The organism is Streptacidiphilus sp. PB12-B1b (assembly GCF_014084125.1).
GTDB lineage: Bacteria > Actinomycetota > Actinomycetes > Streptomycetales > Streptomycetaceae > Streptacidiphilus.
Genome location: NZ_CP048405.1, coordinates 6951118 through 6970811 on the forward strand (window position 1 = coordinate 6951118; position 19694 = coordinate 6970811).

Here is a 19694-nt window from a genome sequence, read left to right on the forward strand (position 1 = left end):
CTCCGAGGTGGGGAACGGGCGGCATCAGGCATTCTCCAACGCGGACGCCGCAGCGGCGCCGTGCGCCGCAGGACCGGATGATCTCTTGGTGACGCCCCGTACGAGGGTGAGGAGCATGGATGCCGCGGTCACCAGTGAACCGAACGCATACGCTACCTCAACCCGGGTGGTGACCGGGCCTGAAACCAGTGTGACAGCCACCAGGGCGACCGTCCCCAGCAGCCAGGCGACCATCTGCCAGCGGTGCCGCCCGAGGGCCATCAGGGCCTGCCCCAGCACCATGGCGAGCATGTAGCACATGGTCCCGGCGGAGAACCAGAAGAAGTCCATCGGTCCGAGGACGTCGGGGGCGCCCAGAAAGGTGTGAATAAGCCATGAACCGATGATCACGGCGGGAACGGCACCCATCAGGCCCAGTCCGAGGATCACCGCCGAGGTCTGCAGCAGCATCTTCCGGAAGCCCGCGCGGTCCCCGGTGGTGGCCGTGGTGGACAGCCCGGTCATCAGCGTGGGCTGCAGCGAGCCGAAGACGAACAGCGGGATGCGGCACAGCACCCCGGCGCTGAGCAGCGCGAAGGTGATCCGGGGATCGGTGGCGACCAGCGCGGTGGTGATCACCGCCGCGTTCACCATGATCTGCGCCAGCACCGACGCGGTGATCATCATCGTCATGTTCTGGAACAGCTCGCTCCAGGGCATCAGCGGTCCCGGTCGGCAACCGCGCAGCGTGGCCGGGAGCGTGCACACCATGGCGAACAGCGGGGCCGCCGCCAGCACCAGGCCGTACGCCACCGCGGAGTGGCTGCCCGCCAGGTACAGGCCCCCGGCCAGCAGTATCCGCAGCCCGCCGTCCAGGGCCAGCGAGATGCCGTAGGAGTTGAACAGGCCCAGCCCGGCCAGGATGCCCCGGGTCAGGTAGACCAGCGCCATGCCCACCAGGGAGCCGGCGAAGGCCCAGACCAGGGTGCGGTCGCCGCCGAAGAAGGTGTCCGCCAGCGGGCCCGCGCCCAGCGCCAGGCCGCCGCCGAGCAGGGCCAGCAGGCCCAGGGTGAGCAGCGAGGCCCGGCGCAGCACCGGCGCCACGCCCTCGCCGCGCACCGCGCGGGCCGCCACCACCCGGGTCAGCTCCTGTTCGATCGGGAAGAACAGGCCCAGGCTGACGGTCATCACCAGCGACCACAGCTCGGAGACGGCCGCGCGCGGGCCGGTGGCCAGGGCGTGGCCGGCGATCGAGATCTGGATGTACGAAGCCGCGCCGAGGACCAGCGTCCCGCCGATGACCAGGTGGGTTCCGGCCGGGATCACGCGCAGAAGCTTCGCCAGCGGGTTGGTCATCCCGGGCCCGGGGATCCGGTGAGGGCCGCGAAACCGGGGCGCCGCAGCGCCTCGGCGAGGCTGTCCCGCCAGTGCGGGAGCGGCTTCAGGCCGGCCTCCACCCATCGGTCGTGCCCCAGCACGCTGTACGCGGGGCGCTGCGCGGGCCGGACGAAGGCGGCCGAGGTGGTCGGCCGGATGCGCTCCGGGTCGAGCCCGGCCAGCTCGTACGCGGCCCTGGCCAGCCCGAACCAGGTGGTGTCGCCGGAGGCCGTGCCGTGGTAGATCCCGGCCGGGGCGGCGCCGTCGAGGGCGGCCAGGCCGAGGTCGCGCAGCTGCTGGGCGAGGGCGCGGGCCCAGGTGGGCTGGCCGCGCTGGTCGTCGACGACGTCCAGCGTGTCGCGCTGGGCGGCCAGCGTCAGCATGGTGGCCACGAAGTTGCGGCCGTGCTCGCCGTACAGCCAGGCGGTGCGGACGATGTAGCCGCGCTCCGGCAGCAGCTCGGTGACGGCCTGCTCGCCGAGCAGCTTGCTGCGGCCGTAGGCGCCGACCGGGCCGGTGGGCGCGGACTCCGGGTAGGGGCTGTCGCCGTCGCCGCGGAACACGTAGTCGGTGGAGACCTGGAGCAGCCGGGCGCCGGTGGCGGCGCAGGCGGCGGCCAGGTGGCGGGCGCCGGTGCCGTTGACGGCGGCGGCCTCGGCCTCGGCGGTCTCCGCGCCGTCCACGTCGGTCCAGGCGGCGGCGTTGACGACCACGTCGTGGCCGGTGACGGCCGCCAGCACGGCCTGCGGGTCGGTGATGTCGAGCTGGGCCCGGGTGAGCCCGAGGGCGCGGACGCCGGGCGTCCCGGCGAGGACGTCCAGCAGGTCCCGGCCGAGCATCCCCCCGGCGCCGACCACCAGCCAGCTGGACGGCTGCGGCGTGCTCGACTGCTGCGGTTCGCTCACTGGCCCAGCGCCGCCTTCTGCTTCAGCGGCTCCCACCAGGCGCGGTTGTCGCGGTACCAGGCGATGGTCGCGGCCAGGCCGTCCTCGAAGGAGACCTGCGGGGCGTAGCCCAGCTCCTCGCTGATCTTGCTGATGTCCAGGGAGTAGCGCAGGTCGTGGCCCTTGCGGTCCTCGACCGGCACCACCATGTCCCAGTCCGCGCCGGCGGCGGCCAGCAGCAGGCCGGTCAGCTCCTTGTTGGTGATCTCGGTGCCGCCGCCGATGTTGTAGACCTCGCCCGCGCGGCCCTTGAGCAGCGCCAGCTCGATGCCGCGGCAGTGGTCGGAGACGTGCAGCCAGTCCCGGATGTTGCCGCCGGTGCCGTACAGCGGCACCTTGAGGCCGTCCAGCAGGTTGGTGGTGAACAGCGGGATGACCTTCTCCGGGAACTGGTAGTGCCCGTAGTTGTTGGAGCAGCGGGTCACCACCACGTCCATGCCGTGGGTGCGGTGGTAGGCCAGGGCCAGCAGGTCGGAGGCGGCCTTGGAGGCCGAGTACGGCGAGTTCGGCTGCAGCGGCCAGGTCTCGGTCCAGGAGCCCTCGCTGATCGAGCCGTACACCTCGTCGGTGGAGACGTGCACGAAGCGGCCGACGCCGTGCTTGCGGGCCGAGTCCAGCAGCACCTGCGTCCCCAGGACATTGGTGGTGACGAACGGGCCGGCGCCGGCGATGGAGCGGTCGACGTGGGACTCGGCGGCGAAGTGCACCACCGCGTCGTGGCCGGGCATCACCTGGTCGACCGTGTCGGCGTCGCAGATGTCGCCCTGCACGAAGCGGTAGCCGGGGTGGTCCGCGACCGGTGCGAGGTTGGCCTCGACCCCGGAGTAGGTGAGCTTGTCCAGAACGGTGATCGAGGTGCCGGGTGCGCCGTCGGCACCGCCGAGCAGGGAGCGGACGAACTCGGAGCCAATGAAACCGGCGCCGCCGGTGACGAGGATTCGCATAGTAGGCAAGAGTCTACGCAGAGACCGGCGGGGCACCGAGCCGAGGACGGCCGCCCGCCGGGCCCGGCCGCCGGGCCCCTTACCGAACCCTGGACAAGCGGCCCTGGCTGCGCCGATACAGTGGCGGTATGCGAGGCATCCTTCTGGCAGGCGGTACCGGCTCACGGCTCTGGCCGCTCACCCGCGCCATCTCCAAGCAACTCATGCCGGTCTTCGACAAGCCGATGGTCTACTACCCGCTCACCACGCTGATGATGGCGGGGATCCGGGAGATCCTCGTCATCACCACCCCGCAGGACCAGGAGCAGTTCCAGCGCCTGCTCGGCGACGGCTCGCAGTTCGGGCTGCGCCTGGAGTACCTGGTGCAGGAGCGCCCCGAGGGCCTGGCGCAGGCGTTCACCCTGGGCGCGGAGTTCATCGGCGACGAGTCGGTGGCCCTGGTCCTGGGCGACAACATCTTCCACGGCAGCGGCCTGGGCACCCGGCTGAGCCAGAACGAGGCCCTGGTCGGCGGCCGGGTGTTCGCCTACCCGGTGGCCGACCCGAGCGCCTACGGCGTGGTGGAGTTCGACGCGGACGGCAACGCGCTCTCGCTGGAGGAGAAGCCGGAGCGGCCCAAGTCCCGCTACGCCGTGCCCGGCCTGTACTTCTACGACAACCGCGTGGTGGAGATCGCCGCCGGGCTCAAGCCCAGCGCCCGCGGCGAGTTGGAGATCACCGCCGTCAACGAGCAGTACCTGCGCGACGGGCAGCTCCAGGTGACGGTGCTGGACCGGGGCACCGCCTGGCTGGACACCGGGACCTTCGCCTCGCTGATGCAGGCGTCGGAGTACGTCCGGGTCATCGAGGAGCGCCAGGGCTACAAGATCGGCTGCGTCGAGGAGGTGGCCTGGCGGATGGGGTACATCGACGACGCCCGGCTGCGCGACCTCGCCGAGCCCCTCGTCAAGAGCGGCTACGGCCGCTACCTGTTGGACCTTCTGGAAGAGGGCATCGGATGAAGATCCGTCCGCTGAGCATCGACGGCGCCTGGGAGGTCACCTCCCCGCAGCACGGCGACCCGCGCGGGCTGTTCATGGAGTACTACCGCTTCGACCACCTGGCCGAGGCGGTCGGGCACCCGCTGCAGCTGGCGCAGGCCAACCTGTCGGTGTCGGCCCGCGGCGTGGTGCGCGGCGTGCACTTCGCGGACGTCCCGCCCGGCCAGGCCAAGTACGTGACCTGCGTGCGCGGCGCGGTGCTGGACGTGATCGTGGACCTGCGGGTGGGCTCGCCCACCTTCGGCCGCTGGGAGGGCGTCCGGCTGGACGAGACCGAGCGGCGCGCGGTCTACATCTCCGAGGGCCTGGGCCACGGCTTCTGCGCGCTGGAGGACGACTCCACGCTGTCGTACTTCTGCTCGGCGACCTACAACCCGACCGGCGAGCACACCGTGCACCCGCTCGACCCGGAGCTGGGCATCGAGTGGCCGGCCGAGGTGCCGCAGCTGTCCGAGCGCGACACCGCGGCGCCCTCGCTGGCGGAGGCGCTGGCCTCCGGGCTGCTGCCCTCGTACGACGCGGTCAGGGCGTTCACGGCGTCGCTGTCCTCCCGGCACCAGGGCTGACCCGAACATACGCGCGGAAGGCCCCGGAGGACCTCCTCCGGGGCCTTCCGCGTTCCGCGCCGCGGGCCGCAGGGCACATGCGGAAGGGCCCCGCTCCATCGGGTGATGGAGCGGGGCCCTTCCGTTGCCCTGGTGGTGCAGGCAGGTCAGAACGTCGGAACTACTTGACGATCTTGGTGACCTGGCCGGCGCCGACCGTACGGCCACCCTCACGGATGGCGAACTTGAGGCCCTCCTCCATGGCGATCGGCTGGATCAGCACGACGGTCATGGCGGTGTTGTCGCCGGGCATGACCATCTCGGTGCCCTCGGGGAGGGTCACGACGCCGGTCACGTCCGTGGTGCGGAAGTAGAACTGCGGGCGGTAGTTGTTGAAGAAGGGGGTGTGACGGCCACCCTCGTCCTTCGACAGGATGTACGCCTGCGCCTCGAACTCGGTGTGCGGGGTGACGGTGCCCGGCTTGATGATGACCTGGCCGCGCTCGACATCCTCGCGCTTGATGCCACGGAGCAGCAGACCGACGTTCTCACCGGCCTGGCCCTCGTCGAGCAGCTTGCGGAACATCTCGATGCCGGTGACCGTGGTGGTGGTCTTGGCTTCCTTGATGCCGATGATGTCGACGGTCTCGTTGACCTTGAGGACACCACGCTCGATGCGGCCGGTGACGACGGTGCCACGACCGGTGATCGTGAAGACGTCCTCGATGGGCATCAGGAACGGCTTCTCGACGTCACGGGCCGGGGTGGGGATGAACTCGTCCACCGCGTCCATGAGGCCGATCAGCTTGGCGCCCCACTCGGCGTCGCCCTCGAGCGCCTTCAGCGCCGAGACGCGCACGACCGGCAGGTCGTCGCCCGGGAACTCGTACTCGGAGAGCAGCTCGCGGACCTCGAGCTCGACGAGCTCCAGGATCTCCTCGTCGTCCACCATGTCGGCCTTGTTCAGCGCGACGACGATGGAGGGGACGCCGACCTGGCGGGCCAGGAGCACGTGCTCCTTGGTCTGCGGCATCGGGCCGTCGGTGGCGGCGACGACCAGGATCGCGCCGTCCATCTGCGCGGCACCGGTGATCATGTTCTTGATGTAGTCAGCGTGACCCGGGCAGTCGACGTGGGCGTAGTGACGCGCCTCGGTCTGGTACTCGACGTGCGCGATGGAGATCGTAATACCGCGCTGACGCTCTTCCGGGGCCTTGTCGATCTGGTCGAAGGCCGAGGCCGCGTTCAGGTCCGGGTACTTGTCGTGCAGCACCTTGGTGATCGCCGCGGTAAGGGTCGTCTTACCGTGGTCGATGTGACCGATGGTGCCGATGTTGACGTGGGGCTTCGTCCGCTCGAACTTCGCCTTCGCCACTGGGTCCTCCTGAGGACTGGTTCTGTACGCCGTACGACGTCAGGTGGTCTGATATCGCGCCGGTTCCGTCCGCTTGGTCAGCGCCGGTGCCGGCCCGGGGGGTGGGGGCCGGAGGGCCCGGGGACTGCCGTGGCAGGCCCCGGGACGCTCCTACAGCCTAAAGGGTGAAAGCTCCCGGTTTGTCGGGGCTCCCGTCGGGGCCGGCGGCGTTGGCCGCCCGCCCCTGCGGACTACTCGCCCTTGGCCTTAGCGATGATCTCTTCCGCCACGTTCCGGGGAACCTCGGCGTACGAGTCGAACTGCATGGAGTAGCTGGCACGGCCGGACGTCTTGCTGCGCAGGTCGCCGACGTAGCCGAACATCTCCGACAGCGGGACGAGGGCCTTGACGACACGGGCTCCGCTGCGCTCGTCCATGGCCTGGATCTGGCCACGGCGCGAGTTGATGTCGCCGATCACATCGCCCATGTAGTCCTCGGGCGTGGTGACCTCGACCGCCATCATCGGCTCGAGCAGCACGGGGGACGCCCTGCGGGCACCCTCCTTGAACGCCATCGAACCGGCGATCTTGAACGCCAGCTCCGAGGAGTCGACGTCGTGCGAGGCACCGTCGAGCAGGATCACGCGGACGCCCTGGAGCGCGTAGCCGGCGAGAACACCGAACTCCATCGCCTCCTGGGCACCGGCGTCCACCGAGGGGATGTACTCCTTCGGCACACGGCCACCGGTGACCTTGTTGACGAACTCGTAGCCCTCGCCGGACTCGATCGGCTCGATCGCAATCTGGATCTTTGCGAACTGGCCGGAGCCACCGGTCTGCTTCTTGTGCGTGTAGTCGATGCGCTCGACGGCCTTGCGGATCGTCTCGCGGTAGGCGACCTGCGGCTTGCCGACGTTGGCCTCGACCCGGAACTCACGCTTCATACGGTCGACCAGCACCTCGAGGTGCAGCTCGCCCATACCCGCGATGATGGTCTGGCCGGTCTCCTCGTCGGTGTTGACCTGGAAGGACGGGTCCTCCTCGGCCAGCCGCTGGATAGCGACGCCCAGACGCTCCTGGTCGCCCTTCGACTTCGGCTCGATCGCCACGCGGATGACCGGGGCCGGGAAGTCCATGGACTCCAGGATGACCGGCTGCTTGTCGTCGCTGAGGGTCTCACCGGTGGTGGTCTGCTTGAGACCCATGACGGCGACGATGTCGCCGGCGCCCACCGAGTCGATCTCCTCACGCTTGTTGGCGTGCATCCGGTAGATCTTGCCGATGCGCTCCTTGCGGCCCTTCACCGAGTTGAGGACGGCGGTACCGGCCTCGAGACGCCCGGAGTAGATCCGGATGAAGGTGAGCTTGCCCAGGTGCGGGTCGGACATGATCTTGAACGCGAGCGCCGACAGCGGCTCCTCGTCCGAGGCCTTGCGGAAGATCTCCACGGACTCGTCGCCGGGCTTGTGGCCCATGACGCCCTCGACGTCGATCGGAGAGGGCAGGTACTTCACGACGGCGTCGAGCAGGGGCTGGACGCCCTTGTTCTTGAACGCGGTGCCGCAGAAGACCGGGGTGAAGTTGCCGGCGATGGTGCCGCGGCGAATGCCCGCGATCAGCTGCTCCTCGTTGGGCTCCTCGCCCTCCAGGAACATCTCCATCAGCTCGTCGTCGCCCTCGGCGGCCGTCTCGATGAGCTTGGCGCGCCACTCCTCGGCGATCTCGGCGTGCGAGGCCGGGATGTCGACGGTGTCGTACATCTCGCCCTTCGCGGCCTCGGCCGACCAGAGCAGGGCCTTCATCTTCACCAGGTCGATGACGCCGGCGAAGTCCGCCTCGGCACCGACGGGCAGCTGCATGACCAGCGGGGTGGCACCCAGGCGGTCGATGATCGAGTCGACGCAGCGGAAGAACTCCGCGCCGACGCGGTCCAGCTTGTTGACGAAGCAGATACGCGGGACGTTGTAGCGGTCAGCCTGACGCCACACCGTCTCCGACTGGGGCTCGACACCGGCGACACCGTCGAACACCGTGACGGCACCGTCCAGGACGCGCAGCGAGCGCTCCACCTCGACGGTGAAGTCGACGTGGCCCGGGGTGTCGATGATGTTGATGGTGTTCTCAACGCCGTCCACCGACCAGTGACAGGTCGTCGCGGCCGACGTGATCGTGATGCCGCGCTCCTGCTCCTGCTCCATCCAGTCCATGGTGGCAGCGCCATCGTGGACCTCACCGATCTTGTACGAGACACCGGTGTAGAACAGGATCCGCTCGGTGGTGGTGGTCTTGCCCGCGTCGATGTGCGCCATGATCCCGATGTTGCGGACCCTGGCGAGGTCAAGGGAGGTTGCAGCCATGGTGGCTCGTCTCTCTCTTTCTTGTTACTGACGGGGTTCGAACTACCAGCGGTAGTGGGCGAAGGCCTTGTTGGACTCGGCCATCTTGTGCGTGTCCTCGCGGCGCTTCACCGAGGCGCCCAGACCGTTGCTCGCGTCCAGGATCTCGTTGAGCAGGCGCTCGGTCATGGTCTTCTCGCGGCGGGCGCGGGAGTAGCCGACCAGCCAGCGCAGGGCCAGCGTGTTGGCACGGCCCGGCTTGACCTCGACCGGGACCTGGTAGGTCGCGCCACCGACGCGGCGGGACTTGACCTCGAGGGTCGGCTTGACGTTCTCCAGGGCGCGCTTGAGCGCGACCACCGGGTCTGCGCCGGTCTTCTCGCGGACGCCCTCGAGGGCGCCGTACACGATGCGCTCGGCGGTGGAGCGCTTGCCGTGCAGGAGGATCTTGTTGACGAGCGACGTCACCACAGGGGAGCCGTAAACCGGGTCGATGATGACCGGGCGCTTCGGGGCGGGGCCCTTACGAGGCATTCTTACTTCTCCTTCTTGGCGCCGTAGCGGCTGCGGGCCTGCTTGCGGTTCTTGACACCCTGGGTGTCCAGCGAGCCGCGGATGATCTTGTAACGCACACCCGGCAGGTCCTTCACACGACCGCCACGCACGAGCACGATGGAGTGCTCCTGCAGGTTGTGGCCCTCGCCCGGAATGTAAGCGGTGACCTCGATCCCGCTGGTGAGGCGCACACGGGCGACCTTACGGAGAGCCGAGTTCGGCTTCTTCGGGGTGGTCGTGTACACACGCGTGCAGACGCCCCGGCGCTGCGGGGAACCCTTCAGTGCGGGCGTCTTGTTCTTCTCGACCTTGTCCTGCCGGCCCTTTCGGACCAGCTGCTGGATCGTAGGCACCGTATCTCCGTCTTCTCTGTGCCATCGCTTGGTGAAACTACCCTGGTTGTGTCTCGCCGACATCCGACCCACGCGGTCGGGTGTGTCGGTCCACGTCCCATCCCCTCGACTCCTTGCGGAGGAGCGGTGTGAGACGTGCGGTTCCCAAAGTGCGACGGCTGATATGCACGCACGCACAAGAGACCCGGGGACACCCCAGGCACAAGGTCAGAGCCTACTTGGCGCATCGGCGCGGGTCAAAACACATACAAGGCAGCAGGTCAGACCGGATCGGCGGGCGACTTGCGGATCGGCGCGGGATGTGCGCAGGGCGCTCTACTCGTAGCGTTCGGCGAAGCGGCGCTGGAGTTCCGGCCAGTGCCGGCGCAGCGTCTCCACCCCCACCGGCCGGTCGCCGCTCTTGCCGGTGACCCCGTGGTTGGTGAACAGGTGCTCGGCGAGCTTCTGCTCGTCGGGCTCGTAGTTGTACGAGTCGATGAAGCTGCGCAGGCCCTCCAGGTACTGGTCCACGGTGGCCTCGCCGACGGGAGTGGACGGAGCGACCGGGACGGCCGGGGCGGCCGGGTGCAGTCCGGCGGGCGGCTCCTCCTCCTCGGGCGCGGCGCCCGGCTCCGGCTCCGCCGGCGGATCGGGGACCACCTTGGCCGCGAACCACGCCTCCGGCCCGGCCTCCTGCGGCTCGGCGACCGCCTCCGGCCGGGGCAGCCAGGCCACTCCGCGGGTCGGGTTGTCGACCGGGCCCGCGGACTCCTCGGCGGCGGCCTGCGGGGCGACGTCCGGATCGTGCAGCGGACGCCGGTGCCGGTGCTTGGCCAGCTTGCTGAGCAGGTCCACCGCGACCGGCACCGGATCCGGCGACGGGCCGGTCAGCGGCAGCACCGGGGCGGGCTGCGGCTGCTGGACGGCCTGCTGCGGCGCGGGCTGCGGCTGGACGGCCTGTTGGTGGGGAGCCTGCGGCAACGGGCCCGGCAGCGGCGGCTGCTGGGCCGGGTCGAGCTGCTGCGCGGGCACCGGCTGCGGTACCTCGACGTAGCGGACCGGCGCGGACACCGCGCGCACCGTGTCCAGGTCCAGCGGCACCCCGTACTTGGCCAGCTTCAGCGGCAGCAGGGTCTCGATCGGCGCCTGCCGACGCCAGTTGCGCCCGTACTGGGCGCGCAGGTGGGTGCGGTAGACCAGCCGGTTCTGCTCCATCCGCACCACGTCGTCGTAGGAGCGCATCTCCCACAGCTTCATCCGCCGCCACAGCCGGAAGGTCGGGACCGGCGACAGCAGCCAGCGCATCAGCCGCACCGACTCCATGTGCTTGTCGGCGGTGATGTCGGCCATCCGCCCGACCGCGTGCCGGGCCGCCTCGACCACCACCACGAACAGCACCGGGATGATCGCGTGCATCGCCATGGCCAGCGGATCGCCCCAGGAGGACGCCGCGTTGAAGACGATGGTGCCGGCCGTGAGCAGCCAGGCGGTCTGCCGCAGCAGCGGGAAGGGGATCCGCAGCCAGGTCAGCACCAGGTCCAGGGCCAGCAGCACCGCGATGCCGACGTCCACACCGACCGGGAAGACATAGGAGAAGTCGCCGAAGCCCTTGTGCAGGGCCAGGGTGCGCACCGCCGCGTACGAGCCGGTGAAGCCGATGCCGGCGATGATGACGGCGCCGGTCGCCACACCGCCGATCAGGGCGCGGTGCGCGCGGGTTATCTCAGGGACTGCCATCGGAAGCCTTCGTTCCCCGGGTACGGACGGTCACCGCGCGGGGCTCGCACGCGGGCGGAGCACAGCTTGCCATACGGTTCGACCGGATCGCCCTGCGGAGAGCGGGACTTAGGACAACCGCAGGTGAACCGCCCGTCCACGGGCGAGGGCGGCCGGGCCCGGCGGCCGGGGAGCCCGGACCGGACTGTCACACCCTGATGCCATGCTGTCACCGGGCGTGACCTCAAGGACACTGGATCAGGACACCGGGTCAGGACGCGGGATCAGGACGCCGGTGTACCGCCGGACAGCCGAGGGACCACAGGGAAGGGGAGGGCAGCCATGGGCAAGCGCGACCAGGAGCACCGCCGCGCCAGGAAACGCGAGCGGGACGCGCGGCAGCGCCCGCAGACCCCTCCCCGGGCGCGGCCGGAGCCGGACGAGCCGGGGCTCGGCGGCGGCTCCTCGCTGCGGGAGCTGGTCGAGTCCACGCTCGGCGCGGTGCTGTACGCCCCGGACGACCGCTATCACCTGACCCTGGACCAGGGCGCCAGCGCGCTGTCCGAGCCCGCCTCCCGCTGGCCGCAGACCAGCCGTACCGTGCTGGTGGTCACCGGCGCGATGCTGGCCCGGCTGTGGCAGGCCGGCTGGCAGCCGGCCGACCTGGCCCGGGCGGTCCGGCGGGAGCTGACGGTCCGGCACCTGCGGCTGGCGGTCGACCTGATCGCGGCCGAGGCCCGCGGCTACGCCGCCGCCTCGCTGGATCCGCGCTGGTCCGGGCAGCTGCGCGAGCTGGAGGCAACCGAATGGTGGGGTGAGGACGACGCGTTCCTTCCCGGGGTCGCCGCCCGCGAGCGCGCCGACCGCTTCGCTGTGGCCACCCTGCTGCTGGAGCTGTTCCGACTGATCGGCAGGCTGCCCCCGATCACCCTGCTCGGCCCGCCGCCGGGCAGCGGCGGGGCGCGTTCCGGGCCCGGCCGCTCCCCCGCGTACGCGCAGAAGACCGGCAGCGAGCCGCGGATGCTCGGCCGGATCCGGGCGCTGCTGGCCAAGGCCGAGTCCACCGAGTTCCCGGACGAGGCCGAGGCGCTGACCGCCAAGGCGCAGCAGTTGATGGCGCAGCACAGCATCGACGAGGCGCTGTTGGCCGCCGTCTCCGGCAGCGCCGCCGAGCCGGGCGCCTGCCGCATCGGCGTGGACAACCCGTACGAGGCCCCCAAGGCGGTGCTGCTGGACGCGGTGGCGGAGGCCAACCGGTCGCGCTCGGTGTGGTCCAAGGACCTGGGCTTCTGCACGGTGGTCGGGTTCCCGGCGGATCTGGAGGCGGTGGAGCTGCTCTACACCTCGCTGCTGGTGCAGGCGACCGGCGGGATGAACGGCGGCGGCTCGCGCACCAAGTCGTTCCGGCAGTCGTTCCTGGTGGCCTACGCCTCGCGGATCCGCGAGCGGCTGGCGGAGGCCACCGCGCAGGCCACCGAGGAGGCGCTGGGCGGCGGGCGTCCGGACGACGGCGGCGGCGGCAGCGGCGGCGCGGTGTCACTGCTCCCGGTGCTGGCCGCGCGGGACGAGGCGGTCCGGGAGTCGACCGAGCGGATGTTCCCCACGCTGAAGGCCGGGCGGGCGGTCCGCGCCAACGACTACGAGGGCTGGACCCAGGGCCGCGCCGCCGCCGACCGCGCCCGCCTGCACGGCCAGAACAGCGCCCTGCCCCACTGACGCGACGCCCGCCCCCGACGGGCCCGCGCCGCACTGCCCCCGCCGTCGCAGCCGCCCACCACCCGCGCGGCCCGGCGACGCGTACCCCGGCGGCGTCACGGCCCGGCGGCCCGGCGGCGCACGCAGGGGCGGGCGGTCGGGACCGGCTCCGGGCAGCGCGGCGCGGTAGCGTCGGCGTGTGAAAAGCGCCACCGCACTGCGGACCCGCCTCGCCCGGCTCGACCCCGGGGAGCTGGCCGCGCTGCTGGACGCCCGCCGCATCGGCGGCCCCGCGCTGCGCAGCGGCCGTACCCCGCACACCCTGGCGCAGCTGGCGGATCTGCTGCTGGAGGACCGCTGCGTCGCGGAGGCCGTCTCCCGGCTGCGCACCCCCGGCGTCCAGCTGCTGGCAGCGGGAGTGCGGCTGGCGGCGCGGGAGCACGGCCCGCTGCGGCAGACCCCGTACTGGACGCCGCTGGAGCCCTCCTCCCGGCCGGTGGACGAGGGGGCGCTGCTGGACTTCCTCTCCGGCGGTGACGCCGGGCTGCGGGCCGCCGCGCAGGAGCAGCTGGCGGCGCTGCGGGAGCTGCTGCTGGTGCTGCCCGCCGGGCCCGGTCGACTGGCGCTGCCGTCGTTCGTGCACCGGCACCTGGCCGAGACGCTGGGCCTGGGCCGACCGCTGGCGCAACTGATGTCGGACGCCTTCAACGCGCCCGAGGTGCACCGGGTGGCGGCCGCGCTGGACCTGCCCGGCGAGCGCGACCGGAATGCGGCGCAGGCCGGGATCGTGGCGCTGTTCTCCGACCGGGAGCGGGTACGGGCGCTGCTGGTGGCCGCGCCGCCGCAGGCCGCGGAGGTGCTGGCGCGGCTGGTGTCCGGGCCGCCGGTGCTGCGGGCCCGCTGCTTCGCGCCGCTCGGCGGCTACCACTACGGCTCCGGCACCAAGTACCAGCTGCGGCCCGAGGGTTCGGGCGACCGGGGGGCCGACTGGCTGGCCGAGCGCGGGCTGCTGGCGCCGGTCGGCGCCGAGATGGTCGAGCTGCCGTACGAGGTGGCCGACGCGCTGACCGGGGGCCGGGTGCGGGCGCCGTTCGACCCGGAGCCGCCCCGGCTGCGCACCGGGCTGTCGGCGGTGACCGGCGCGCTGAGCGAGGCGCAGGCGGCCGTGGCCACCGCCGGGCGCAAGGTCGAGCTGCTGCTGGCGTCGTGCGCGGCCGTCCCGCCGGGGGTGCGCAAGTCGGGCGGCCTGGCGGTGCGCGACACCAGGCGGCTGGCCAAGGCGATCGACGCCGCCGAGGAGCAGGCCCGGCTGTGGATCGATCTGGCGTACACCGCGGACCTGCTGGGCACCGCGCAGGAGGAGCCCGAGCGTCCGGCGGCGCGCGGGCGCGGCGGACGGCGTGCAGCACTGCCCGCCGCGCCGGTGCGGCTGCTGCCGACCACCCGCTACGACGACTGGCTGGGCTGCTCCCCCGCCGACCGGCTGGTGCCGGTGGTCTGTGCCTGGGCGGTGGTGCCGGAGCTGTTCAGCTGGTGGCCGGACCCGGAGGGCGAGACGCCGGTGGCGCTGGTGGCCCCGCAGGACCAGCAGGCCGTCCCGCTGCGGCGGCAGGTGCTGGCGGCGCTGGCGACGCTGCCGCCCGGGCAGGGGGTCGGCCCGGCGGCCGCGCTCGGCGGCGAGGCGCTGCGCGAGCTGCTCGCCCTGGTCGGCTGGCTGTGCCCGGGGCTGACCGGGGCGGAGCAGGTGGACGCCGGGCGGCTGCTGGCCACCCTGCACGAGGCCGAGCTGCTGGGCGCGGTCGCGCACGGCCAGCTCACCCCGCTCGGCGCGGCGGTCCTGGCACTGCTGGACACCGACGCCCCCGACTGGTTCCCCTACGTCCCCGCCACCGACGACAGCCCGCCCGACCCCGACCCCGCAGCCGACCCCGACACCGCCCACCGCCCCGACGCGCCGCACGGCACCGACCACCCCGACACCCCCCGCCGCCCCGGTGCCGCTGCCACCCCCGACACCGCAGCCGCCTCCGCACACGGTCCCGACCGCCCCGACGCGCCGCACGGCACCGCTGCCGCAGGCGCGCCGCACCGCGCCGCTGCCGCAGGCGCCTACCGGGGGCCGGTGGCGGCGTTGCGGGCCGCGTTGGCGGGGCTGCTGCCGGCGCCGCAGCGGCGGGCGCGGTTCCAGGCCGACCTGACGGCCATCGCGGCCGGGGCGCCCTCCGCCGAGCTGGCGGAGCTGCTGGGCATGGCCGCGGTCCGGGAGTCCGAGGGCCACGCCGTGGTCTGGCGCTTCAGCGCGCCCTCGGTGCGCCGGGCCCTGGACGCCGGGCTGTCCGCCGAGGAGCTGCTGCGGCGGCTGCGCGAGGCGGCCGAGGGCGGCCTGCCGCAGCCGCTGGAGTACCTGGTCCGCGACACCGGCCGGACGCACGGGCACGTCCGGGTGGTCCGCTCGGCCTGCTGCATCCGCTCGGACGACGAGGCGCTGCTGGAGGAGCTGGCCCGGACCCGCTCGCTGGCCGGGCTGGAGCTGCGCCGGATCGCCCCGACCGTGCTGATCAGCACCGCCGCCCCCGGCGTCACCCTGGACGCGCTGCGCGCCGCCGGCTTCGCGCCGGTGCTGGAGGCCGAGACGGGCGTGACCGTGGTCGAGCGGGCGCCGGAGCTGCGGGCCGAGGAGCGGATGCCGGACCACGCGCGGGCCCGCCGCGAGCACGGCCGCTCCCCGGAGCGGACCCTCGCCCTCGCGCAGCGGCTGCTGGACGCCGACTGACCCGCCGCCGCCGCAGGAAGGACCGCAGAAAACGCCCCCGGAAACGCCGCAGGGCGGCCACCCCGGGATCGGGGTGACCGCCCTGCGGTCGGTGCGGGCTACTGACCTCAGCCGGTGTAGGGGCCGTAGTCGTAGTCGTCCAGCGGCACGGCCTGGCCGGAGCCGGAGCCGAACGGCGAGTAGTCGATGTCGTCGTAGCCGACGGCCGAGTACATCGCGGCCTTGGCCTCCTCGGTCGGCTCGACCCGGATGTTGCGGTAGCGGGGCAGACCCGTACCGGCCGGGATGAGCTTACCGAGGATGACGTTCTCCTTGAGGCCCAGCAGCGGGTCCGACTTGGCGTGGATCGCCGCGTCGGTGAGCACCCGGGTCGTCTCCTGGAAGGAGGCGGCCGACAGCCAGGACTCGGTCGCCAGCGAGGCCTTGGTGATACCCATCAGCTGCGGACGGCCGGAGGCGGGCTGGCCGCCCTCGGACACCACTCGACGGTTCTCGGTCTCGAAGCGGCCGCGCTCGACCAGCTCGCCGGGCAGCAGCTCGGCGTCGCCGGACTCGATGATCGTGACCCGGCGGAGCATCTGCCGGATGATGATCTCGATGTGCTTGTCGTGGATCGACACACCCTGCGAGTTGTAGACCTTCTGGACCTCGGCCACCAGGTGGATCTGCACCTGGCGCTGGCCGAGGATGCGCAGCACGTCGTGCGGGTTGACCGTACCGGCGGTGAGCTGCTGGCCCACCTCCACGTGCTCGCCCTCGGAGACCCGCAGCTTGATGCGCTTGGAGACCGGGTAGGCGATCTCCTCGCTGCCGTCGTCGGGGGTGACGACGAGCTTGCGGGTCTTCTCGGTGTCCTCGATCCGGACCCGGCCCTCGGCCTCGCTGATCGGGGCCACACCGCGCGGGTTGCGGGCCTCGAACAGCTCGACGACACGCGGCAGACCCTGGGTGATGTCGTCACCGGCCACACCACCGGTGTGGAAGGTACGCATCGTCAGCTGGGTGCCGGGCTCACCGATGGACTGGGCGGCGATGATGCCGACCGCCTCACCGATGTCGACCAGCTTGCCGGTGGCCAGCGAGCGGCCGTAGCACATGGCGCAGGTGCCGACGGCGGACTCGCAGGTCAGGATCGAACGGGTCTTGACCTCGGAGATGCCGCGGCGGATCAGCTCGTCGATCAGGACGTCGCCCAGGTCGGTGTTGGCCGGGGCCAGCACCTGCCCGTCGATGACGATGTCCTCGGCGAGCGCCCGGGCGTACACGCTGGTCTCGACGTCGTCGGACTTGCGCAGCACGCCGTCCGCGCCCACGGTGCCGATCGGCAGCTTCAGGCCGCGCTCGGTGCCGCAGTCCTCCTCGCGGATGATGACGTCCTGGGAGACGTCGACCAGACGACGGGTGAGGTAGCCGGAGTCGGCGGTGCGCAGGGCGGTGTCGGCGAGACCCTTACGGGCACCGTGGGTGGAGATGAAGTACTCCAGCACGGAGAGGCCCTCGCGGAAGGACGCCTTGATGGGGCGCGCGATGGTCTCGTTCTTCGCGTTCGACACCAGACCACGCATACCGGCGATCTGGCGCATCTGCATCATGTTTCCGCGGGCCCCGGAGTCCACCATCATGAAGATGGGGTTGGTCTTCGGGAAGTTCGCGTTCATGGCCTCGGCGACCTCGGCGGTCGCCTTGGTCCAGATGCCGACGAGCTCCTGCTGGCGCTCGTCCTTGGTGATCAGGCCGCGCTCGTACTGCTTCTGGACCTTCTCGGCCTGCGCCTCGTAGCCCTCGAGGATCTGGGGCTTGTTCGGCGGGACCACGACGTCCGAGATGGAGACGGTGACGCCCGAGCGGGTGGCCCAGTGGAAGCCGGCCGCCTTGAGGTTGTCCAGCGTCGCCGCGACGACGACCTTGGGGTAGCGCTCGGCGAGGTCGTTGACGATCGCGGAGAGCGCCTTCTTGTTGATCTCCTCCTCGACGAACGGGTAGTCCTCGGGCAGCAGCTCGTTGAAGAGCGCGCGGCCCAGGGTCGTCCGCAGCCGGAGCTGGTCGCCGTCCTGCCAGACCGGCTTGCCGTCCTCGTCGACCGGGGAGACCCAGCCGCGCGGCGGGACGGTGCCCAGCGGCAGGCGCAGGTCGATCTCGGCCTGGAGGTCCAGCTCCTTGGCGTCGAAGGCCATCACGGCCTCCGAGGTGGAGCCGAAGGCGCGGCCGACGCCGCGCAGGGTCTCCGGGTCACGGCTGGAGGTCAGGAAGAACAGGCCCAGCACCATGTCCTGGGTCGGCATGGTGACGGGGCGACCGTCGGCCGGCTTCAGGATGTTGTTGGAGGACAGCATCAGGATGCGGGCCTCTGCCTGCGCCTCCGCCGACAGCGGCAGGTGCACGGCCATCTGGTCGCCGTCGAAGTCCGCGTTGAACGCGGTGCAGACGAGCGGGTGGATCTGGATGGCCTTGCCCTCGACCAGCTGCGGCTCGAACGCCTGGATGCCGAGGCGGTGCAGCGTGGGCGCACGGTTCAGCAGCACCGGGTGCTCGGCGATGACCTCTTCGAGGACGTCCCACACGACCGGACGGGCGCGCTCGACCATGCGCTTGGCCGACTTGATGTTCTGCGCGTGGTTCAGGTCGACCAGGCGCTTCATCACGAACGGCTTGAAGAGCTCCAGCGCCATGGCCTTGGGCAGACCGCACTGGTGCAGCTTGAGCTGCGGGCCGACGACGATGACCGAACGGGCCGAGTAGTCGACGCGCTTGCCGAGCAGGTTCTGACGGAAACGACCCTGCTTGCCCTTGAGCATGTCGCTCAGGGACTTCAGCGGGCGGTTGCCCGGTCCGGTGACCGGACGGCCGCGGCGGCCGTTGTCGAACAGCGCGTCGACGGCCTCCTGGAGCATGCGCTTCTCGTTGTTCACGATGATCTCGGGCGCGCCGAGGTCGAGCAGCCGCTTCAGGCGGTTGTTGCGGTTGATCACGCGGCGGTACAGGTCGTTCAGGTCGGAGGTCGCAAAGCGGCCACCGTCCAGCTGCACCATCGGACGCAGGTCCGGCGGGATCACCGGGACGCAGTCCAGCACCATGCCGTTGGGCTTGTTGGTGGTCTGCAGGAAGGCGGAGACGACCTTGAGGCGCTTGAGCGCACGGGTCTTCTTCTGGCCCTTGCCGGTCTTGATGATCTCGCGGAGCTTCTCGGCCTCCTCCTCCAGGTCGAAGGTCTCGAGGCGCTTCTGCAGCGCCGCGGCACCCATCGAACCGGAGAAGTACGTGCCGAAGCGGTCGCGCAGCTCGCGGTAGAGCAGCTCGTCGCCCTCGAGGTCCTGGACCTTGAGGGACTTGAAGCGGGCCCACACCTCGTCCAGGCGGTCCAGCTCGCGCTGGGCCCGGTCGCGCAGCTGCTTCATGCCGCGCTCGGCGCTCTCGCGCACCTTGCGGCGCACGTCGGCCTTGGCCCCCTCGGCCTCCAGCTCGGCGAGGTCGCTCTCCAGCTTCTTCGCCTGGGTCTCCAGGTCGGAGTCGCGGCGCTGCTCGATCTGCTGGCGCTCGACGGAGACCTGGGCCTCCAGCGAGGACAGGTCGCGGGTGCGGCGCTCGTCGTCCACCCACGTGATCATGTAGGCGGCGAAGTAGATGACCTTCTCGAGGTCCTTGGGGGCAAGATCCAGGAGGTAGCCGAGGCGCGAGGGCACGCCCTTGAAGTACCAGATGTGCGTGACCGGGGCGGCCAGCTCGATGTGGCCCATCCGCTCACGACGCACCTTGGCGCGAGTGACCTCGACGCCGCAGCGCTCACAGATGATGCCCTTGAAGCGCACGCGCTTGTACTTGCCGCAGTAGCACTCCCAGTCCCGGGTGGGGCCGAAGATCTTCTCGCAGAAGAGTCCGTCCTTCTCGGGCTTGAGGGTGCGGTAGTTGATGGTCTCGGGCTTCTTAACCTCGCCGTGGGACCACTGACGGATGTCGTCAGCGGTCGCCAGGCCGATTCGCAGCTCATCGAAGAAGTTGACGTCGAGCACGGGTCGTCAATCCCACCTTCGGGGTCGAAGTCTTACATCTGGTCTGAGGGGGTCCTGGGGGTGACGGGTCCGCGGCGGCTGGCGCTACGCGGACCCG

General features: G+C 71.3%; 13 protein-coding genes. 4 read left to right on the plus strand and 9 right to left on the minus strand.

Going from position 1 to position 19694, the window contains the following annotated elements; genetic code table 11:
• Positions 1 to 24 precede the first annotated feature (24 nt).
• Genes GXW83_RS30225 through rfbB form a run of 3 tightly spaced genes read right to left on the minus strand, consistent with a single transcriptional unit; the run spans position 25 to position 3244 of the window.
• A complete protein-coding gene (locus GXW83_RS30225) occupies positions 25 to 1335 on the minus strand; it encodes a lipopolysaccharide biosynthesis protein (protein ID WP_182446200.1) in 1311 nt (436 codons plus the stop codon).
• Positions 1332 to 2261 (minus strand): dTDP-4-dehydrorhamnose reductase, encoded by a 930-nt coding sequence (gene rfbD, locus GXW83_RS30230; RefSeq protein WP_225447335.1) that lies wholly within the window; start codon positions 2259 to 2261, stop codon positions 1332 to 1334. The genes GXW83_RS30225 and rfbD overlap by 4 nt, the downstream gene beginning before the upstream one ends.
• Entirely contained in the window at positions 2258 to 3244 is a 987-nt protein-coding gene (gene rfbB, locus GXW83_RS30235; RefSeq protein WP_182446201.1) for a dTDP-glucose 4,6-dehydratase, read from the minus strand. The genes rfbD and rfbB overlap by 4 nt, the downstream gene beginning before the upstream one ends.
• Before the next feature lie 128 nt (positions 3245 to 3372).
• Between rfbB and rfbA the strand changes: the two genes are divergently transcribed.
• A complete protein-coding gene (rfbA, locus tag GXW83_RS30240; protein ID WP_182446202.1) occupies positions 3373 to 4245 on the plus strand; it encodes a glucose-1-phosphate thymidylyltransferase RfbA in 873 nt (290 codons plus the stop codon).
• Positions 4242 to 4850 carry a dTDP-4-dehydrorhamnose 3,5-epimerase family protein gene (locus GXW83_RS30245; protein WP_182446203.1) on the plus strand — a complete coding sequence of 203 codons (609 nt, stop codon included), beginning with the start codon at positions 4242 to 4244 and terminating at the stop codon, positions 4848 to 4850. Before rfbA ends, GXW83_RS30245 begins: the two co-directional genes overlap by 4 nt.
• A 160-nt stretch (positions 4851 to 5010) precedes the next feature.
• Here the strand turns inward: GXW83_RS30245 and tuf are convergent, their stop codons facing one another.
• The 5 genes from tuf to GXW83_RS30270 all read right to left on the minus strand — a co-directional run bounded on the left by tuf (position 5011) and on the right by GXW83_RS30270 (position 11143).
• A complete protein-coding gene (gene tuf, locus GXW83_RS30250; RefSeq protein WP_182446204.1) occupies positions 5011 to 6204 on the minus strand; it encodes an elongation factor Tu in 1194 nt (397 codons plus the stop codon).
• Between the two features lie 230 nt (positions 6205 to 6434).
• Positions 6435 to 8540: an elongation factor G gene (gene fusA, locus GXW83_RS30255; protein ID WP_182446205.1), complete on the minus strand. Its 2106-nt coding sequence runs from the start codon at positions 8538 to 8540 to the stop codon at positions 6435 to 6437.
• A gap of 42 nt (positions 8541 to 8582) precedes the next feature.
• Positions 8583 to 9053: a 30S ribosomal protein S7 gene (gene rpsG / locus GXW83_RS30260; RefSeq protein ID WP_030251646.1), complete on the minus strand. Its 471-nt coding sequence runs from the start codon at positions 9051 to 9053 to the stop codon at positions 8583 to 8585.
• A gap of 2 nt (positions 9054 to 9055) precedes the next feature.
• Positions 9056 to 9427 (minus strand): 30S ribosomal protein S12, encoded by a 372-nt coding sequence (gene rpsL / locus GXW83_RS30265; protein ID WP_014144289.1) that lies wholly within the window; start codon positions 9425 to 9427, stop codon positions 9056 to 9058.
• Positions 9428 to 9742: 315 nt separating this feature from the next.
• Positions 9743 to 11143 (minus strand): DUF2637 domain-containing protein, encoded by a 1401-nt coding sequence (locus GXW83_RS30270; protein ID WP_182446206.1) that lies wholly within the window; start codon positions 11141 to 11143, stop codon positions 9743 to 9745.
• Positions 11144 to 11464: 321 nt separating this feature from the next.
• On the opposite strand from GXW83_RS30270, the gene GXW83_RS30275 reads away from it, so the two are divergent.
• Entirely contained in the window at positions 11465 to 12838 is a 1374-nt protein-coding gene (locus tag GXW83_RS30275) for a DUF2786 domain-containing protein (protein ID WP_182446207.1), read from the plus strand.
• 178 nt (positions 12839 to 13016) lie between these two features.
• Positions 13017 to 15590, plus strand: a complete 2574-nt coding sequence (locus tag GXW83_RS30280) for a helicase-associated domain-containing protein (RefSeq protein WP_182446208.1) — start codon at positions 13017 to 13019, stop codon at positions 15588 to 15590.
• Between the two features lie 107 nt (positions 15591 to 15697).
• Here the strand turns inward: GXW83_RS30280 and GXW83_RS30285 are convergent, their stop codons facing one another.
• Positions 15698 to 19597, minus strand: a complete 3900-nt coding sequence (locus GXW83_RS30285; RefSeq protein WP_182446209.1) for a DNA-directed RNA polymerase subunit beta' — start codon at positions 19595 to 19597, stop codon at positions 15698 to 15700.
• Positions 19598 to 19694: the final 97 nt, after the last annotated feature.

What these genes read in the sequence shown, in the direction of transcription:
- GXW83_RS30225 (WP_182446200.1), bottom strand. Translation starts at nt 1,335, where the DNA reads ATGACCAACCCGCTGGCGAAGCTTCTGCGCGTGATCCCGGCCGGAACC.
- rfbB (WP_182446201.1), bottom strand. Translation starts at nt 3,244, where the DNA reads ATGCGAATCCTCGTCACCGGCGGCGCCGGTTTCATTGGCTCCGAGTTC.
- rfbA (WP_182446202.1), top strand. Translation starts at nt 3,373, where the DNA reads ATGCGAGGCATCCTTCTGGCAGGCGGTACCGGCTCACGGCTCTGGCCG.
- GXW83_RS30245 (WP_182446203.1), top strand. Translation starts at nt 4,242, where the DNA reads ATGAAGATCCGTCCGCTGAGCATCGACGGCGCCTGGGAGGTCACCTCC.
- fusA (WP_182446205.1), bottom strand. Translation starts at nt 8,540, where the DNA reads ATGGCTGCAACCTCCCTTGACCTCGCCAGGGTCCGCAACATCGGGATC.
- rpsG (WP_030251646.1), bottom strand. Translation starts at nt 9,053, where the DNA reads ATGCCTCGTAAGGGCCCCGCCCCGAAGCGCCCGGTCATCATCGACCCG.
- GXW83_RS30270 (WP_182446206.1), bottom strand. Translation starts at nt 11,143, where the DNA reads ATGGCAGTCCCTGAGATAACCCGCGCGCACCGCGCCCTGATCGGCGGT.
- GXW83_RS30275 (WP_182446207.1), top strand. Translation starts at nt 11,465, where the DNA reads ATGGGCAAGCGCGACCAGGAGCACCGCCGCGCCAGGAAACGCGAGCGG.